At 70.5% G+C, this 15,229-nt stretch carries 14 protein-coding genes; 6 read left to right on the forward strand and 8 right to left on the reverse strand.

What is annotated here, in order from left to right; translation table 11 throughout:
* Positions 1–21: 21 nt before the first annotated feature.
* The gene (gene alaS, locus MLE64_RS08340; protein ID WP_243317319.1) at positions 22–2,643 is read right to left on the reverse strand and encodes an alanine--tRNA ligase; all 2,622 of its coding nucleotides are present in this window, start codon (positions 2,641–2,643) and stop codon (positions 22–24) included.
* Between the two features lie 111 nt (positions 2,644–2,754).
* Positions 2,755–4,299: a bifunctional phosphoribosylaminoimidazolecarboxamide formyltransferase/IMP cyclohydrolase gene (gene purH, locus MLE64_RS08345; protein WP_243317320.1), complete on the reverse strand. Its 1,545-nt coding sequence runs from the start codon at positions 4,297–4,299 to the stop codon at positions 2,755–2,757.
* Positions 4,300–4,581: 282 nt separating this feature from the next.
* Between purH and MLE64_RS08350 the strand changes: the two genes are divergently transcribed.
* A complete protein-coding gene (locus MLE64_RS08350) occupies positions 4,582–6,030 on the forward strand; it encodes an NADH-quinone oxidoreductase subunit G (RefSeq protein ID WP_243317321.1) in 1,449 nt (482 codons plus the stop codon).
* Between the two features lie 18 nt (positions 6,031–6,048).
* A complete protein-coding gene (locus tag MLE64_RS08355; protein WP_243317322.1) occupies positions 6,049–6,825 on the forward strand; it encodes a YiiX/YebB-like N1pC/P60 family cysteine hydrolase in 777 nt (258 codons plus the stop codon).
* Positions 6,826–6,849: 24 nt separating this feature from the next.
* Here the strand turns inward: MLE64_RS08355 and MLE64_RS08360 are convergent, their stop codons facing one another.
* The 4 genes from MLE64_RS08360 to efp are packed head-to-tail and all read right to left on the reverse strand — an operon-like array spanning position 6,850 to position 10,387.
* Positions 6,850–7,608, reverse strand: coding sequence for a hypothetical protein (locus MLE64_RS08360; protein ID WP_243317323.1), 759 nt, complete (start codon positions 7,606–7,608; stop codon positions 6,850–6,852).
* 55 nt (positions 7,609–7,663) lie between these two features.
* Positions 7,664–8,668 (reverse strand): lysophospholipid acyltransferase family protein, encoded by a 1,005-nt coding sequence (locus tag MLE64_RS08365; protein ID WP_243317324.1) that lies wholly within the window; start codon positions 8,666–8,668, stop codon positions 7,664–7,666.
* Between the two features lie 10 nt (positions 8,669–8,678).
* The gene (rsgA, locus tag MLE64_RS08370; protein ID WP_243317325.1) at positions 8,679–9,815 is read right to left on the reverse strand and encodes a ribosome small subunit-dependent GTPase A; all 1,137 of its coding nucleotides are present in this window, start codon (positions 9,813–9,815) and stop codon (positions 8,679–8,681) included.
* Positions 9,812–10,387, reverse strand: a complete 576-nt coding sequence (gene efp / locus MLE64_RS08375) for an elongation factor P (RefSeq protein ID WP_243317326.1) — start codon at positions 10,385–10,387, stop codon at positions 9,812–9,814. The genes rsgA and efp overlap by 4 nt, the downstream gene beginning before the upstream one ends.
* Positions 10,388–10,462: 75 nt before the next feature.
* Between efp and MLE64_RS08380 the strand changes: the two genes are divergently transcribed.
* Positions 10,463–11,683 carry a serine/threonine-protein kinase gene (locus tag MLE64_RS08380; protein ID WP_243317327.1) on the forward strand — a complete coding sequence of 407 codons (1,221 nt, stop codon included), beginning with the start codon at positions 10,463–10,465 and terminating at the stop codon, positions 11,681–11,683.
* A 51-nt stretch (positions 11,684–11,734) separates the two neighbouring features.
* Here the strand turns inward: MLE64_RS08380 and MLE64_RS08385 are convergent, their stop codons facing one another.
* A complete protein-coding gene (locus MLE64_RS08385; protein WP_243317328.1) occupies positions 11,735–13,081 on the reverse strand; it encodes a type II CAAX endopeptidase family protein in 1,347 nt (448 codons plus the stop codon).
* Between the two features lie 10 nt (positions 13,082–13,091).
* Positions 13,092–13,460, reverse strand: coding sequence for a thiol-disulfide oxidoreductase DCC family protein (locus MLE64_RS08390; protein ID WP_243317329.1), 369 nt, complete (start codon positions 13,458–13,460; stop codon positions 13,092–13,094).
* A 51-nt stretch (positions 13,461–13,511) separates the two neighbouring features.
* On the opposite strand from MLE64_RS08390, the gene MLE64_RS08395 reads away from it, so the two are divergent.
* From MLE64_RS08395 to MLE64_RS08405, 3 genes are all read left to right on the forward strand, one after another.
* Complete coding sequence (locus MLE64_RS08395; protein ID WP_243317330.1) at positions 13,512–13,907, forward strand: acyl-CoA thioesterase; 396 nt, start codon at positions 13,512–13,514, stop codon at positions 13,905–13,907.
* A 7-nt stretch (positions 13,908–13,914) separates the two neighbouring features.
* Positions 13,915–14,664, forward strand: coding sequence for a hypothetical protein (locus MLE64_RS08400; RefSeq protein ID WP_243317331.1), 750 nt, complete (start codon positions 13,915–13,917; stop codon positions 14,662–14,664).
* A gap of 100 nt (positions 14,665–14,764) precedes the next feature.
* A complete protein-coding gene (locus MLE64_RS08405; RefSeq protein WP_243317332.1) occupies positions 14,765–15,217 on the forward strand; it encodes an SRPBCC family protein in 453 nt (150 codons plus the stop codon).
* Positions 15,218–15,229 lie beyond the last annotated feature (12 nt).

The following is a 15,229-nucleotide window of genomic DNA, read 5'->3' on the forward strand; positions in this document are numbered from 1 at the left end:
GGAAGGTAACCCTTGGCCGGATCAGAGCGCCGAGCGCAGGGCCGCGAAGGCCTCGGGCAGGCCGGCGGGGTTGGATCCGCCGCCCTGGGCCAGGTCCTTCTTCCCGCCGCCCCGGCCGTTCAGGGCCGGCAGCATGGTCTTGAAGAGGGCGCCCGCATCGTAGGGCAGGTCCGGGGACACGGAGACCAGGGCGGCCACCTTGTCCTCGGCGGTCTTCGAGGCCAGGACGATGACGGCGCTCCGGTGCCGGGTGCGGACCTGATCCATGAACTCCCGCAGGGCGTTGCCTTCAAGCCCCTCCACCGCGGCCGTGACCAGGGTGGCGCCCTTCACCTGCTCGGCCTGCTCGGCGCTGCCGCCGCCGCTGGCGGCCTTGAGCTTGGCCTCCTTGAGGTCGCGCTCCAGCTGGGTGATGCGCTGATCCTTGGCTGTGAGCAGGTCCGGCAGGACTTCGCGGGCTGAGTTCGCCTGGCGGGAGAGCCCATGGATCATGGCCTCGTCGGCCTGGAGCAGCTCCAGGGCCAGCTCGCCGGCCACGGCCTCGATGCGGCGCACGCCGGCGCTGACGGCCCCTTCCGAGAGGATCTTCACCACACCGATCTCGCCGGTGTTCCCCACGTGGGTGCCGCCGCAGAGTTCGGTGGAGAAGCCGGGGACCTGCACCACGCGGACCACGTCCCCGTACTTCTCGCCGAAGAGGGCCATGGCCCCGGAGGCGAGCGCGGCCTCGATGTCCATCTCCTGGATGGCGGTGGGCAGGGCCTTGAGGGCCTCCCGGGTGGCCAGCCGCTCGATCTCGGCGATCTGCTCAGCCTCCAGAGGGGCGAAGTGGGTGAAGTCGAAGCGCAGGCGGTGTTCGTCCACCACACTGCCGGCCTGCTTCACGTGGGTGCCGAGGACCTCCCGCAGGGCGGCATGCAGCAGGTGCGTGGCCGTGTGGTGGGCCCGGACGCGGCGGCGCCGGATGGGGTGCACGTGGGCGGTGACGGCCATGTTCTCCAGTAGGGTGCCCGCCACCTCGACCTTGTGGAGGTGGCGCTTCTGGGCGGGGGCCGTGCAGTCCAGCACCTCGGCGAGGCCGCCCTCGAAGCGGAGCTGGCCCGTGTCGCCCACCTGCCCGCCGGACTGGGCGTAGAAGGGGGTGTGGTCCAGCAGCACGGAGCCGGCGCCCGTGAGCTGCTTCACGCGCCGGTTGGCGGCATCGAAGAGCGCCACCACATGGGCCTGGCCGTCGAGATGGTCGTAGCCGGTGAAGGAGGTGGGCGGCAGGTCCGCCAGCGCGGCCAGGTCGCCGGCCAGGCGCAGGTCGTGTGACTTCATGGCGGCCCGGGCCCGGTGGCGCTGGGCGGCCAGCTCCTGCTGGAAGCCGTCGAGATCGGCGCGGATGCCCCGCTCCCGGCACCAGTCCTCCACCAGGTCCACGGGGAAGCCGTAGGTGTCGTAGAGGCGGAAGATGTCGGAGCCCGCGAGGGCGCCGTCCGCGATGGTGCTGGCTTCCAGGATCTTCAGGCCGGTGGAGAGCGTCTGGCTGAACTGCCGCTCCTCGTGGCGCAGGGACTTCTGGATGCGCGGCAGCTCGCCCAGCAGCTCGGGGTACTGGTCGCCCATGGCCTGGGCCACCGCCGGCGCCAGGTCCGCGAAGAAGAGCCCCTCGATGCCCAGCTTGCGGCCGAAGCGGAGGGCCCGGCGCACGATCTTGCGCAGGACGTAGCCGCGCCCCTCGTTGCTGGGCACCACGCCGTCGTAGCACATGAAGGTGGCGGCGCGGATGTGGTCGGCGATGACCTGGGAGGCCGTGCGGTTCGTGTGCTCCCGGCGCTCGTCGGCCTTGATCTTCGCCACTTTCCAGATGGCCTCGAAAATGGGCTCGAAGAGGTCGATCTCGTAGTTGGTGTCGACGCCCTGGAGGATGCTGGCCGTGCGCTCCAGGCCCATGCCCGTGTCGATGCTGGGCCGCGGCAGCGGAGCGAGCACGCCCTGGGCGTCTCGCTCGTACTGCATGAAGACCAGGTTCCAGATCTCCATGACGCGATCGCCTTCGCCGTTGGGCGTGGCGTCGCCGGGGATGTGCGCGCCGCGGTCGTAGTGCATCTCGGAGCAGGGGCCGCAGGGGCCGGTGTCGCCCATCTGCCAGAAGTTGTCCTTCTTGCCGAAGCGCATGATGCGGTCGGGGCGCACACCGGCGGCCTTCCACAGCTCCTCAGCCTCGGTGTCCGCGGGCACGCCGTCGGCGCCCTCGAAGACTGTGATCCAGAGGTGGGCCGGATCCAGGCCCAGGTTGCCCTGGTCCACCGGCCCCGTGACGAACTCCCAGGCGTAGCGGATGGCATCGGCCTTGAAGTAGTCCCCGAAGCTGAAGTTGCCCAGCATCTCGAAGAAGGTGTGGTGGCGGGCCGTGAAGCCCACCTGGTCCAGGTCGTTGTGCTTGCCGCCGGCCCGCAAGCACTTCTGGCTGGTGGTGGCGCGGCTGTAGTCGCGCTTCTCCTTGCCCAGGAACACGTCCTTGAACTGGATCATGCCCGAGTTGGTCCACATCACCGTGGGATCGTCCGCCGGCCCGATGACCGCGCTGGAGGCCACCCGCCGGTGCCCCTGGCGCTCGAAGTACTGCAGGAATCGCTGGCGGAGTTCGGAAGTTTTCATAGGTGATCCAGGATATCGGACGATCGGAAAGAAAAGCGCGGAACGGGCTTTGCCCGTGTCGCGCGCGGGGGCTCCGGGGGTGTGCGCGCAGCGCGGAACCCCCGGACAGCATCAATGCCTGAAGTGCCGCATGCCGGTGAAGAAGAGCCACACGCCGAGTTTCTGGGCGGCGGCGATGACTTCGTTGTCGCGGAGGCTGCCGCCGGGTTCCACGAAGGCGGTCACGCCGTGGTTGGCCGCCAGCTCGAGGCCGTCGGCGAAGGGGAAGAAGGCATCGCTGCCCAGCACGGCTCCGCGGGACCGCGTCCCGGCCTTGCGGCAGGCGATCTCCACGGAATCCACGCGGCTCATCTGCCCGGCGCCGATGCCCACGGTGGCGCCGTCCTTCACCAGCACGATGGCGTTGGACTTCACGGCCTTGGCCACGCGCTGGGCCAGCATGAGGTCCTCCGCCCGGGGCTTGGCGCCGGACCCGCTGGCCTTCACCTCCCAGTCCTCGAAGGGCACGAAGCCGTCGTCCGCGTGCTGGACCAGATAGCCACCGCCGATGGAGCGGGTGTCCAGGCCCTCGGCCGCCTGGGGCCAGTGGTCCGGGGTCTGCAGGATGCGGAGCTGCTTCTTGGCCGCGAAGACCTCCAGGGCCTCGCCGGTGAAGGCCGGCGCGAGGATCACCTCCCAGAAGGTCTGGGCCATGACGCGCGCCACTTCGACGCCCACCGGGCGATTGAAGGCCACGATGCCGCCGAAGGCGCTGACGGGGTCGCCGGCCTGGGCGCGCATGAAGGCCTCCAGCGCATGGGGCCCCTGGCCCACGCCGCAGGGGTTGTTGTGCTTGACGATGACGCAGGCCGGGGCCGGGAACTGCCAGACCAGCTTGGCGCAGGCGTCGGCGTCCAGCAGGTTGTTGAAGCTGAGCTCCTTGCCCTGGTGCTGGTGGCAGGCGGCCATGCCCTCCACCTTGCGGCCGGGCTCCACGTAGAAGGCCGCGGGCTGGTGCGGGTTCTCGCCGTAGCGCAGGCCCTGCTTCTGGACCAGGTTCAGGCAGAGGTGGTGGGGCAGCTCGGCGGCCTTGCCGTGGGCCAGTTCCCGCTCCATCCAGCCGGCGATGGCGGCATCGTAGGCTGCGGTGCGGCGGAAGGCCTCCAGGGCGCAGCGGCGGCGGTCCTCCAGCCCCCAGGTGCCGGCCTTGAGCTTCGCGAGGAAGGGCTCGTACTGATCGGGGCCGGTGAGCACGGTGACCGAGGCGTGGTTCTTGGAAGCGCTCCGGATCATGCTGGGACCGCCGATGTCGATCTGCTCGATGGCCTCGGCGGGAGTGGTTCCTTCCCGGGCGATGGTGGCTTCGAAGGGGTAGAGGTTGATCACCACCAGGTCGATGGGGTCGATGCCCTGGGCCTTGGCGTCGGCCACATGCTCCGGCAGATCGCGGCGGTAGAGCAGGCCCCCGTGGATGCGGGGGTGCAGGGTCTTCACCCGGCCGTCGAAGCACTCCGGGGCGCCGGTGTAGGCGGCCACCTCCTGGGCCTCCAGCTTGGCTTCCTGCAGGGCGCGGAGCGTTCCTCCGGTGGCCAGGATGCGCCAGCCCTGCGCCAGAAGTCCCTTGGCCAGGGGCAGCAGCCCCGTCTTGTCGTACACCGAGATCAATGCCGTAGGCATGTCCGCCCCCTGAACCCTTGATTTTTTCATGCCGTGGGCCCATCCGGAAGGGCTGGATGTCCCGGGCGTCCCCGAGGTCCGGCCCTTCCGGGTTCCGGAGCGCCGGCCGAAGGCGCCCGTCCCGAATGTGACTCCCGCCACAGGAGGCCGCCGCCGGCCGGATCTGGCGGATTTCCTGGACTTCCGGGCTCCCGGAAGGACCTGGGCCGCTGGAAGGGGTTGGGGCGTCCACCTTTACCTCCAGCGCCCCAAGCCCCATCCTGGAAGGCCTGGAGTGGGCCCATGCCGACGATCAAGATCAACGATGTCGAACTGAGCGTGAACCCCGGCACCCTGGTGCTGGATGCCTGCCGCACCGTGGGCATCGACATCCCCCACTACTGCTACCACCCCGCGCTCACGCCCGTGGCCACCTGCCGCATGTGCCTCGTGGAGATCAAGGGCCAGCCCAAGCTCGCCACCAGCTGCACCACCACCGTGCCGCCCGCGCCCAAGGACAATCCCGAGGCCGTGGTGATGGAGGTCTTCACCAACACGCCCGCCGTGGCCGATGCCCGGGCCGGCGTCATGGAATTCCTCCTCATGAACCACCCGCTGGACTGCCCCATCTGCGACCAGGCGGGCGAGTGCAAGCTCCAGGACTACTCGTACCATTACGGCAGCGGCGACTCCCGCATGGCCGAGGTGAAGCGGCGCTACCGCTACGAGGACCTGGGCGCCAAGATCGTCATCGACAAGAACCGCTGCATCCACTGCACCCGCTGCGTGCGCTTCACCAAGGAGATCAGCGGCGGCTACGAGCTCACGGTCGCGCAGCGCGGCGCCCACCTGGAAGTCACCACCTACACGGGCAAGTCCCTCGACCAGAACCCCTACGCGGGCAACGTGGTGGACCTCTGCCCCGTGGGCGCCCTGACCAGCCGCGACTTCCGCTTCCGCAAGCGCGTCTGGTACCTCAAGAACACGCCCTCCATCAGCCGCCACTCGGCGCTGGGCAACCCCATCTGGATCGACCATGAGGCCAACCAGATCCACCGCTTCCGCCCCCGGCCCCTGGAGGGCAAGGAGACCACGCACTTCATCAGCGACGCGGAGCGCTACGCCTACGTGCACTACAACCGGCAGGGTGGGACCCCCGCGCCCCTGCTGAAGGGCGCGCCGGCCTCGCTTGATGCCATTCGCGAGGCCCTCCAGGCCGCGGGCCCCGTGGCGGTCATCGGCCAGGGCACCTTCGGCTGCGACACCGCCCAGCGCCTGGGCGACTTGGCGGCCTCCGAAGGCCTGCGCTACGGCAGCGGCGACAAGACCATCCCCGCGGTGCTGCCCAAGTACCAGACCAGCGAGGACGGCATCCTCAACCGCCGGGGCTTCACGGAGCGTGGCTACCGCTTCGGCGCGCTGGAAGAGCTGCTGGCCAAGGTCCAGAAGGGCGAGGTCAAGGCCGTGGCGCTACTGCACGACGCCGCCTTCACCAGCCCCAAGGAGACCGAGCTGCTGGGCCAGATCCTCAAGGCCGCCGAGTTTAGCCTGGCCTTCGAGGTGGAAGCCTCGGACCTGGGCCGCGCCGCCACCGCCTGGCTGCCCATCACCAGCTACACCGAAGAGAGCGACTTCATCGTCAACCACGAGGGTGAGCTCCGCCGCTACCAGAAGGCCCTGCAGGCGCCCAAGGGCGTCCGCACCCTGCCCGCCTGGGTGAAGGAGCTGGCCGCCGTTCCTGCCGCCGTCTAGCGGAGGAAAGGGGGAACCATGTTCCTCCACGATGCGCTGACCAAGGGCCTCGTCCGCTACCTCACGGCCGAGCTGCCCAGCTACCAGCGGCGGGTGCCCAACGATGTGGAGCGGCTCCGGGCCGGGCTCCGCCCCGGCGACGTGGTGCTGGTGGAGGGCAAGTCCCGCATCAGCCGCATGATCATGAGCCTCAGCCAGAGCTCGTGGAGCCACGCCGCCATGTACATCGGCGACGCCCTGCTGCGCTGGGGCGGCCCCCATGCCGAGTCGGCCCTGGATCGCTTCGGGGCCGAGGCTTCCCATCTGGTCCTGGAGAGCGACATGGCCGAAGGCGTGCGGGTGTTCCCCGTGGCCTGGTACGCGGACCACAACTTAAGGGTCTGCCGGCCCCAGGGCCTCTCCACCGACGATCTGGAGCGGGTGGTGGCGGAGATGCTCCGGCACCTTGGGCTGCGCTACGACAGGAGGAACATCTTCGACCTGGGACGCTACCTCACCCCTGTCCACCTGCTGCCGGCCCGCTGGCGGCGGCGCCCCCTGTACCTGGGCAGCTCCAGCAGCCGCGAGGTGATCTGCTCGGCGCTCATCGCCAAGGCCTTCTACCGGGTGGGTTTTCCCGTGCAGCCCCTGGTCGGCGAGGCGTCCGCCTCCCATTCGCGCCAGGTGATCGCGCGGCACCCGAGCTACATCATGCCCCGGGACTTCGATCTGAGCGCCAACTTCGAGGTGCTGAAGGTCAACCTGGCCCCACCTGAAAAAGCGGGCGCCTGGGGGCGCCCGCTTGCCGAAGGTTGAAGCCTGAGACCTGAGGACTGGAGCCTACTTCTTCACCTTGGCATCCTCGATGAGGACCGCGTAGGAATAGCCGGAGCCGAAGTCCTTGTCCGTGCGCACCACGCCGGTGACGGTGACCGTGTCGCCCTTGGCGGCCGGGTCATTGCTGGTGACGGTGATGTCGTTGCTGCCGGCCTTCGCATCGCCGCTGCCGTCCTGCAGGTGCAGCCAGTTCTTGCCCATGATGCCGGCGTTGTACTTCACGACCTTGCCGCGCACGGTGACGGTCTTCCCCTTGAGGGCGCCCTTCTGGGCCCAGACTTCGGCGACGGTGCGGGCATCCGCCCCCGAGGCCTTCTCGACCTTCCCCACTTCCACGGCCGCCGCTTGGCCTGCGGAGGCATGGGGATCGCCAGCGGGGGCCGCGGCCGGGCCGCTGCCGGCCAGGGTGCCGAAATAGATCTCGGCGAAGGTCCGCTTCAGGGTCTTGGATTCGAAGTCCCGCATGATCATGGCGCCGGTCACCGTGACCTCGGCGCCCTTCTCGACCTTGGTCTCGGGCACGGCGGCCCAGACTTCGCCCTGGGCGGTCTGGATGCGCAGGTAGGAATAGGGCGACGCGGCGATGCGCTCCAGGAGCTTCCCGGTGACGGACAGGCCCGCGGAAGGCGCGCCAGCCGGCGCGGCACCGGGCGCGGCGGTCTGGCCCTGGATGGGGGCGGCGACCACGGGAGCCTGGGACTTGTTGGAATTGCAGCCGATGATGGCCGCGGCGATGAGCAGGACGGGAAGGGTGCTGCGCATGGATGGGACTCCTTGTAGGAACCGGGAAGAGGCCACGGGACCCTGAAGCTTACGGTCAAACACCTATGACCGTCGACAAAGGCTCCGCGGGGGTGGTCTGCCCCGGGCCCCTGGGGCCGGAGGCCCGGGCCGGGTCGTCCCAGAAGGGATAGAAGCAGTACCACTGGCTGGGATGCTGGCGGATCAACTGTTCCAGGGTGGAGACATAGGTCCGCATTCCTGCCTCGATGGCGGCCTGCCGCTCCCCCCGGCGGCCCAGGACCCGGATGGGCTCACCGAACCGGGCATGGAAGCGCCGCGCCTCGTCCGTGTAGAAGAAGCTGGTGACGATGGACGCGCCGGTCATGGCCGCCAGTTCCCAGGGGCCGCGGGGGAAGGGCGCCTCCCGGCCGAAGAAGGGGATGGGCAGCCCGTTCAGGCTGAAGTCCCGGTCCCCCTGCATGCCCACCAGGGCGCCCTCCCGCAGCAGCTTGACCAGGGGCAGGGTGGAGAAGCCGATGCCATCCACGGGGACGCCCACCACGCCGCCCTGGGCGCGCATCTGCTCCCGCAGCCGCTCCACCGCCTCGAAGCGGTCGGGCTTGTAGACCGTGTGGATCTTCAGGTTCCGGGCCCGCAGCAGCAGCCCGCCCAGCTCGTAGTTGCCCGCGTGGGCCGTGAGGAGGATGACGCCCCGCCCCTCGGCCATCGCCGTGTCCAGGTGCTCCAGGCCCTCCAGGGAGGTGAATTGCGCCAGGGCCTCCTCCGGGGCGCGCTGGCCGTAGTAGAAGAAGTCCACCCAGGCGCGGGCGTGCTGGCGCACCATGTCCCGGGCGATCCGGTCCACCTCCGGGTGGGTGGGGCGCAGCCCCAGCATCTGGGCCGTGTTGCCCAGGATGGCCTCCAGGTACTTGGGGCGCAGCGTCACGAAGGCGTGGGCGATCTGGTCGGCGATCTCGTGGCCCCGCTCGCGCCGGGCGAAGGAGCGGGCCGCGAAGTGGAACAGGGGGAACAGCGAGCCGAAGACCGCCCCGTAGGCGAGGCCCAGGAGCCTGGAGTCGGACTGCATCCGGTCCTGCATCCCCGGCCTCCTAGCGCCACACGTTCTGGTTGGGATTGCGGTCCTCCATCTCCAGCCACAGGCGCTGGAGGCTCTGGAGGCGCTCGGGGTACTCGAGGTCGAGGCGGTCCAGCGTCGCGTCGTCGTCGGCGTCGTAGGCGCAGGGATCCTCCAGCACCTCGGCGGGGAACTCGGGGAACACCTCCGCGAGCAGGGCCCGGTCGAAGCCGCGCACGCTGAGGGTGCGGATGCCCGGTGTGTCCACCAGGGTGCCCCCCTCCAGGGCCAGCCAGCGGGCGGCCGTGGTGGTCTGCTTGCCGGTGCCGAACTTCGTGAGGCCGCCGATCTTCAGGGCCGCCTGCGGGTGCAGGGCGTTCACGAGGGTGCTCTTGCCCACGCCGCTGTGGCCCAGCAGCACCACCACCTTGCCCTGCAGGAGGTCGCGCAGGGCCTCCAGCCCTTCGCCCTTGAGGGCGGAGGTCTCATGGATGGAGACCTGCTGGCCCCGTAGCGGATCCAGCTCGGGCAGGGTGTCCTTCTTCGAGGCCCGGTCCCGCTTGGTGACGATGACGCGGAAGGCGAGGCTCGCATCCAGGGCCAGCACCTGGGCCCGCTCCAGGAGACCGGGGCGCAGGGGCGGATCCACCACGGCGGCGCAGATCCAGAGCTCGTCGGCGTTGGCGCAGATGAGCTGCCAGGGCTCGCGATCGTCGATGCCGCCCCGCTTGAGCAGGCTCTTGCGCGGCATCACCGCCACCACCTGGGCCTCGGGGGAGCCCCCGTCGCCGCGGACGGACGGGGAGGCGGGGGCCCTGGGCTCATCGAGTTCGATGGGGACGGCCGAATAGCGCACCCGGTCGCCGCAGACCAGGCGCACGCCCTTGAGCTTGCCGCTCAAGGTGGCCCGCATCACCGTGCGGTCCGCCAGCTCCAGGTCCACCCACTGGCTGTGGCGCTGGATGAGCGTGGCCTCGGGCAGGTGCATCCAGGGCGCGGGATCCGGAAGGCGCAGCAGGGCCTCGGGGTCGTGCGCCTCGATGCCGGTCTCCAGACGCTCGGCGTGGCGCTGGCGCCGCTTGCTGTCCGCCGCCCGCTCGCGGGAATAGGCCTCCCGGTGGTCCAGGTCTTGGGCCTCCCGGCTCTGGCCGAGGCGGAACTTGCGGGTCATGCCCTGCCTGCGAACTCGCCGGTCTCGGTGCTCACCTTCACCTTCTCGCCCTCCTTGATGAAGAGGGGCACCTTGATCTCGATGCCGGTCTCCAGCTTGGCGGGCTTGGTGACGTTGCCGCTGGCCGTGTCGCCGCGGGCGCCGGGCTCCGTGTAGGTGACGGCCAGTTCCACCTGGCCGGGCATCTGCAGGCCGATGGGGTTGCCGTTGAACTTCTGGATCTGGACGATGAGGCCCTCGGTCAGGTAGTCGAGGGCGTCGCCCATGAGGCCGGTGCCCAGCGTGTGGGTCTCGTAGGTCTCCTGGTCCATGAAGTGGGAGCCTTCGCCGTCGCTGTAGAGGTAGCTGGCGGGCGTGAGGACCAGATCCGGCTCCTTGAACTTGTCCCCGGCCTTGAAGGTCTTGTCGAAGACGGCGCGGGTGAGGAGGTTGCGCATCTTGATGCGCACCAGCGTCTGGCCGCCCCGGGCTGTGGGGGTCGAAATTTCCACATCCAGGCAGTGGTAGGGCGTGTCTTCGAGTTCGAAGAACATCTTGCGCTTGATTTCGATGGCTTCGAGCAGGGCGGCCATGGGCACTCCAGAATGTCGAATCCTCCATTCTAGCCCGGCTTCGGAGAGGGGTCTCGTGGTTAGAATTTCAGTTCCATGGCAGATCCAAGAACCATCGGCAGGTACCAGGTCCTGCGGCCCCTCGGACAGGGCGGCATGGGGACTGTCTATCTGGCGGAGGATCCGCTGCTCAAGCGGCGCGTGGCCATCAAGGTGGTGCGGGTCACGGGCGTCGCGCGGCACCAGGCCACCCTGCGATTCCGGCGCGAGGCGGAGATCAGCGCCCAGCTGAACCATCCGAACCTGGTGACGGTCTTCGACGTGGGCGTGGAGGAGGACCTGGGGCCCTTCCTCGCCATGGAGTACGTGGAAGGAAAGAGCCTCGGCCGCCACATCAAGGACAAGGACCTGGACACGGAAACCAGCGCCCGGGTCCTGATCCAGACCGCCCGCGCCCTGCGGGCCGCCCATCGCCGCGCCATCGTGCACCGCGACGTGAAGCCTGACAACATCCTGCTGAGCGAAGAGGGCCGGGCCAAGCTCATGGACTTCGGCATCGCCCGCACCCTGGGCCACCTGGGCCCGGGTTCCGACCAGTCCCTGGACATGCCCCTCATGGAGGGAGATGGCGCCGCGCTGGCGCAAACGCTGGCCCTCCGGTTGACCTCCTCCGGCGACTTCCTGGGCTCCCCCGCCTACGCGCCTCCGGAAGTGCTCCGGGGCAGCGAGGGCACGCCGGCCTCGGACCGCTACAGCTTCGCCGCCACGGCCTTCGAGCTCCTCACCGGCAAGCTGCCGCACCCGGGGAGCGGCCTCGCCGAGATCATCCTCCACATCCTCCAGGAGCCCGTGGCCATCCCGGCGGACGTGTCCCCCCGCATGGCCACCGTGTTCCGGCGGGCCCTGGCGGCGGATCCGGACGACCGCTACACGACGCTCCCCGAGTTCATGGAAGAGCTGATCGACGCCTTGCCGGGCCCCGTCAGCATGCGGGCCCGCCTGTTCACGTTCCTCGGGCAGGACGAGGACGGCACCGGCAGCGTCTCCACGGCGCGGTTCCGGCAGATCGAGCCTGCGCCGGCGACAGAATCCGGATCCCACGAGTCCCGCGCCCGGGGCACGGCGCCCCTCAAGATCGCCCTGGCCGAGGACCCGGTGGAATCCTACCTCTCCACCCGGAAGCGCGCCGGCCGCCAGGCCGGTTCCGATGGCCCGGGCACCAACTGGGGGCAGGTCCTGAAGTGGATCGTCCTGGCCTTCATCGTTCTCCAGCTCTTCTGGTGGCTGGCGCCCGCCCTGTCGCGCCTCCAGTTCTGAGAGGACGGCCCCGGACGGCCCGGACGGTGTCAGGAACAGCTCAGGACGGGCTCAGGAGAAGGCCCGCATCAGCAGGAAGAGCGACCCGTTCCAGCAGGCATGGACGAGGATGGCGGGCCAGAGGCTGCCGGTGCGCCGCACGGCCAGGGCGAGCACCAGGCCCAGGGTGCTGAGGATGGGCAGGCCCGCGGGCTGCAGGTGGATGGCTCCGAAGAGCAGGGCCGAGGCCACCAGGGCGAGGGTGACGCGGCCCCCCCGCGCCAGCACCGGGAACAGGAACCCGCGGAAGAGGAACTCCTCGAAGACTGGGGCCACGCCCGCCACCACGAGGAACATGGCCAGGGTGGGGCCCCAGCCCGTCAGCCCCCGCAGCAGTTCCTGCAGGTCCCGCTGGGGGTTCTGCTCCGGCTTCAGCACCTGGCTCGTGGCCATGGCCACCGCCAGCACCAGGAACACGGCCAGGGCGAGGAAGGCCACGGCCCAGGCCAGGTCTCGGCGGGTCGGCGAGGGCCCCACCCGTCGCCACAGCCCGGAGAAGGAGAGGCCTTCCGCCCAGCCGAGCAGGCGCAGGCCCACCCCGGCATGGAGGAGGGTGCCAAGGGGCACGACGGCCCAGCGCAGGGAGGGCCAGGGAACGAGGAGCAGCCCGGCCAGGTTGCCCGCCGCGAAGAAGGCCATGAACCAGCCCAGGAAGACCAGGGCGGCCGCCCGGCCCGACAGGCCCCAGGCGGGCAGGGGCCGGACCGGCGGCTGCCGGCGCGTGGCCCAGAGGTAGATGCCCACGGCCAGGCCTCCGACAGCGAGGGCCGTCACCAGCAGCCCGAGGCCCCCCAGGGCCGCCAGGCGGGTGATCAGCAGGCCGCGGGCCTGGGCGCGCAAGGGCTCGCCGGCGCCGGGCCCTCCTTCCCGGTCCCGCAGCCGGGCTTCCAGCAGGCGGGCCGTGTAGCCGTTCCCCAGCCGCCGCTGGACCTCCGCGCGCGTGGCGGCATCCGGGACGGGGGCGCCTTCATAGGCGGCCTCGAAGGTCCGCTGGAAGCGCGCTCCCGCGGCGCCGGCGGGGAGGCTGGTCTGGACGAGCTCCCGCGCCCCGGCCGGGTCGCCCAGTTCCGCCATGAGCACCGCGAGCAGGGACCGGTCCCACGGATCCGTCACTCCGCCCCGCGCCTTGGCCCATTCCTGGGGCGGGATGGGGGTGCCCCGCAGCAGGTGGGATCCGGCCAGGCCGGCTTCGAGGATCTGGCCCTGGAGGGTGGTCCGGCCCGAGGGGCGGTGGTTCCCCTCCTGGCGGATGCGGAGGGTGAGACCCGCGGCCATCAGGGCGAGGAGGGCCAGGAAGGCGATGAGGGGATCGGCCCAGCGGCGGTCCGGGTGCCAGGGGCTTGGAGGGGTGGAATCCATGGTTCCCAGGCTACGCGAAGGGCGGCCGGCCGGTGCGGCGGAAGCGGCGGACCGCCACCCACAGGTAGACCCGGTTCAGCAGGCGGGGCAGGCCCGGGATCGCCAGCAGCGGCGCGACCCAGCGCCAGCCGGGCAGTCGCCGGGCGATGGGCCGGAGGAGGGCCGCCCCCGCCCAGACCTGGCGCGTGCCCAGGTCGAGGCCGTGGATCTCCGCCTCCAAGGGACGCCCGGCCAGCTCGGGTCCCAGGGCCAACAGGTCCGGATCGCGCAGGGAGGCGATGTGCAGAAGGCCCCGGCGATCCCGCCGGGCCAGCCAGAGGGCCATGCGGCAGCAGAGGGTGCAGGCCGGATCGTAGGCGAGGAGCAGGGGCGCGGGCATCGGGACGCATCATGCCACGGTTGGCGGTAAGGTTGAGGCTCCGGAGGCTCCATGCCCTTCTCCCATCCCATCGAGGTGCGGTTCAGCGACCTGGACGCCATGGGCCACGTGAACAACGCCGTGGTGGTGAGCTTCATGGAGCAGGGGCGCTTCCAGTGGTGGCGCAGCTTCCTGGGCGGCCGGGCCTTCACGGACGAAGGCTTCCTCATCGCGCGCATCGAGGTGGACTACCGCATGCCCATCCTCCTGGGCGACGACGTCCGGGTGGAGCTCCACTGCGCCCGGGTGGGCAACAGCTCCTTCGACCTGGGCTACCGCCTCACCAAGGGCCTGGGCGGTCCGGTGTTCGCCGAGGGGAGGAGCGTGCAGGTGATGCTGGACTTCGCCACCAACCGGCCCAAGCCGCTCTCGGCCGCCACCCGCGCCTGGCTCGAAGCCCAGGCCTGATCCGCGGATGCTCCTGGGTACCGCCGCCTGGGCCGAGGGGCCCCTGGAACGCCGGACGCTCGTGGGCCGGCTGGCGTCAGGCCGCCTGGCGGATCTGAACCGCATCGAGGCCATGCGCCTCCGCAAGCTGGGGGAGGGCGATCCCGAGCGGCTGGCCGAGGCCCTGGTCCCGGGAAGCCTCCGGCGCCTGCTGGAAGGCGGGGCCCGAGCCTTGGCCAGGGCCAAGCAGACCCTGGCCTACGCCGAGAAATGGGACCGCCGCGGCACCCTGCCGGAATCCCTGGCCCCCTCCCCGGAATCCGCGGACCTGCTGCCCTGCCTGCCCCGGCCCGCGGCGCTGCACCGGGCTGACGGGACCGCCCTCGACCGCTTCCGGGTGAGGGGACCCGGGGCGGAGCTGATGGAACTGCCCCGTCCCGGCCTGGCGGTCCTGGGCTTGGCGGGCGGAGGCGCCGCGGGATTCTGCCTGGCCCTGGAGGACGGGGGAAGCGTCCTGCTGGGAGCCTGGATGGTGGATGCCTGGCCGGAGGGGAGCCTGGAACTACGGGCCGGCGCCGCCCGCCGCAGCACGCCCCTCGGGGCCTGGGAGGGCCTGGAGCTGCCGACCCTCCGCCCGGGCGAGGTCCTGCTGCTGCCGGTGCCGAAGCTCAAACCCCTGCAGGAGCTGCTGCCGGGGGCCGAGGTCCTGGTGGGCACGGCCTTCGAAACCCTGATCCTGCGGGCCGGGCCGGAGGGGATCCACCCCACCGTGCACTGACGTGCCACTCAGGGACTGGTCCGGGCTGGGCCGACCCGGAATGAGTGTCGCGACAGTTCCATCGGCGCTATCCTGCGGCCCCTGTCCCAGAGGAGCGACCATGCCGACGAACACCGTCCGGCTCCACCGCGTGCTGCGGGCCACGCCCGACCGGATCTACCGGGCCTTCCTCGATCCGGATGCCATGGCCAAGTGGCTCCCGCCGCACGGCTTCACGGGCAAGGTCCACCACCTGGAGGCCCGGGTGGGCGGCACCTACCGGATGACCTTCACGAACTTCGGCACGGGCAGCAGCCACAGCTTCGGCGGCGAGTATCTGGAACTGGTGCCCGGGGCGCGCATCCGGCACACGGACACCTTCGACGATCCGAACCTGCCCGGAACCATGGAGACGACGATCTCCCTGAAGGCCGTGTCCGTCGGCACCGAGGTGGACATCGTGCAGGCGGGCATTCCGGCCGTCATCCCGCCGGAGGCCTGCTATCTGGGCTGGCAGGAGTCGCTCCTGCTGCTGGCGCAGCTGGTGGAGCCCGAGATTCCGGACGGAGCCTAGAGTCTGTAGATC

The sequence above is a fragment of the Geothrix paludis genome (assembly GCF_022808815.1).
GTDB classification, from domain to species: domain Bacteria; phylum Acidobacteriota; class Holophagae; order Holophagales; family Holophagaceae; genus Geothrix; species Geothrix paludis.

Coding starts and splice junctions, on each gene's coding strand:
- MLE64_RS08390 (WP_243317329.1), bottom strand. CDS start 13,460: ATGCCCGCGCCCCTGCTCCTCGCCTACGATCCGGCCTGCACCCTCTGC.
- MLE64_RS08400 (WP_243317331.1), top strand. CDS start 13,915: ATGCTCCTGGGTACCGCCGCCTGGGCCGAGGGGCCCCTGGAACGCCGG.
- efp (WP_243317326.1), bottom strand. CDS start 10,387: ATGGCCGCCCTGCTCGAAGCCATCGAAATCAAGCGCAAGATGTTCTTC.
- MLE64_RS08405 (WP_243317332.1), top strand. CDS start 14,765: ATGCCGACGAACACCGTCCGGCTCCACCGCGTGCTGCGGGCCACGCCC.
- MLE64_RS08350 (WP_243317321.1), top strand. CDS start 4,582: ATGCCGACGATCAAGATCAACGATGTCGAACTGAGCGTGAACCCCGGC.
- MLE64_RS08385 (WP_243317328.1), bottom strand. CDS start 13,081: ATGGATTCCACCCCTCCAAGCCCCTGGCACCCGGACCGCCGCTGGGCC.
- MLE64_RS08360 (WP_243317323.1), bottom strand. CDS start 7,608: ATGCGCAGCACCCTTCCCGTCCTGCTCATCGCCGCGGCCATCATCGGC.
- purH (WP_243317320.1), bottom strand. CDS start 4,299: ATGCCTACGGCATTGATCTCGGTGTACGACAAGACGGGGCTGCTGCCC.
- MLE64_RS08365 (WP_243317324.1), bottom strand. CDS start 8,668: ATGCAGGACCGGATGCAGTCCGACTCCAGGCTCCTGGGCCTCGCCTAC.
- MLE64_RS08355 (WP_243317322.1), top strand. CDS start 6,049: ATGTTCCTCCACGATGCGCTGACCAAGGGCCTCGTCCGCTACCTCACG.
- rsgA (WP_243317325.1), bottom strand. CDS start 9,815: ATGACCCGCAAGTTCCGCCTCGGCCAGAGCCGGGAGGCCCAAGACCTG.
- alaS (WP_243317319.1), bottom strand. CDS start 2,643: ATGAAAACTTCCGAACTCCGCCAGCGATTCCTGCAGTACTTCGAGCGC.
- MLE64_RS08395 (WP_243317330.1), top strand. CDS start 13,512: ATGCCCTTCTCCCATCCCATCGAGGTGCGGTTCAGCGACCTGGACGCC.
- MLE64_RS08380 (WP_243317327.1), top strand. CDS start 10,463: ATGGCAGATCCAAGAACCATCGGCAGGTACCAGGTCCTGCGGCCCCTC.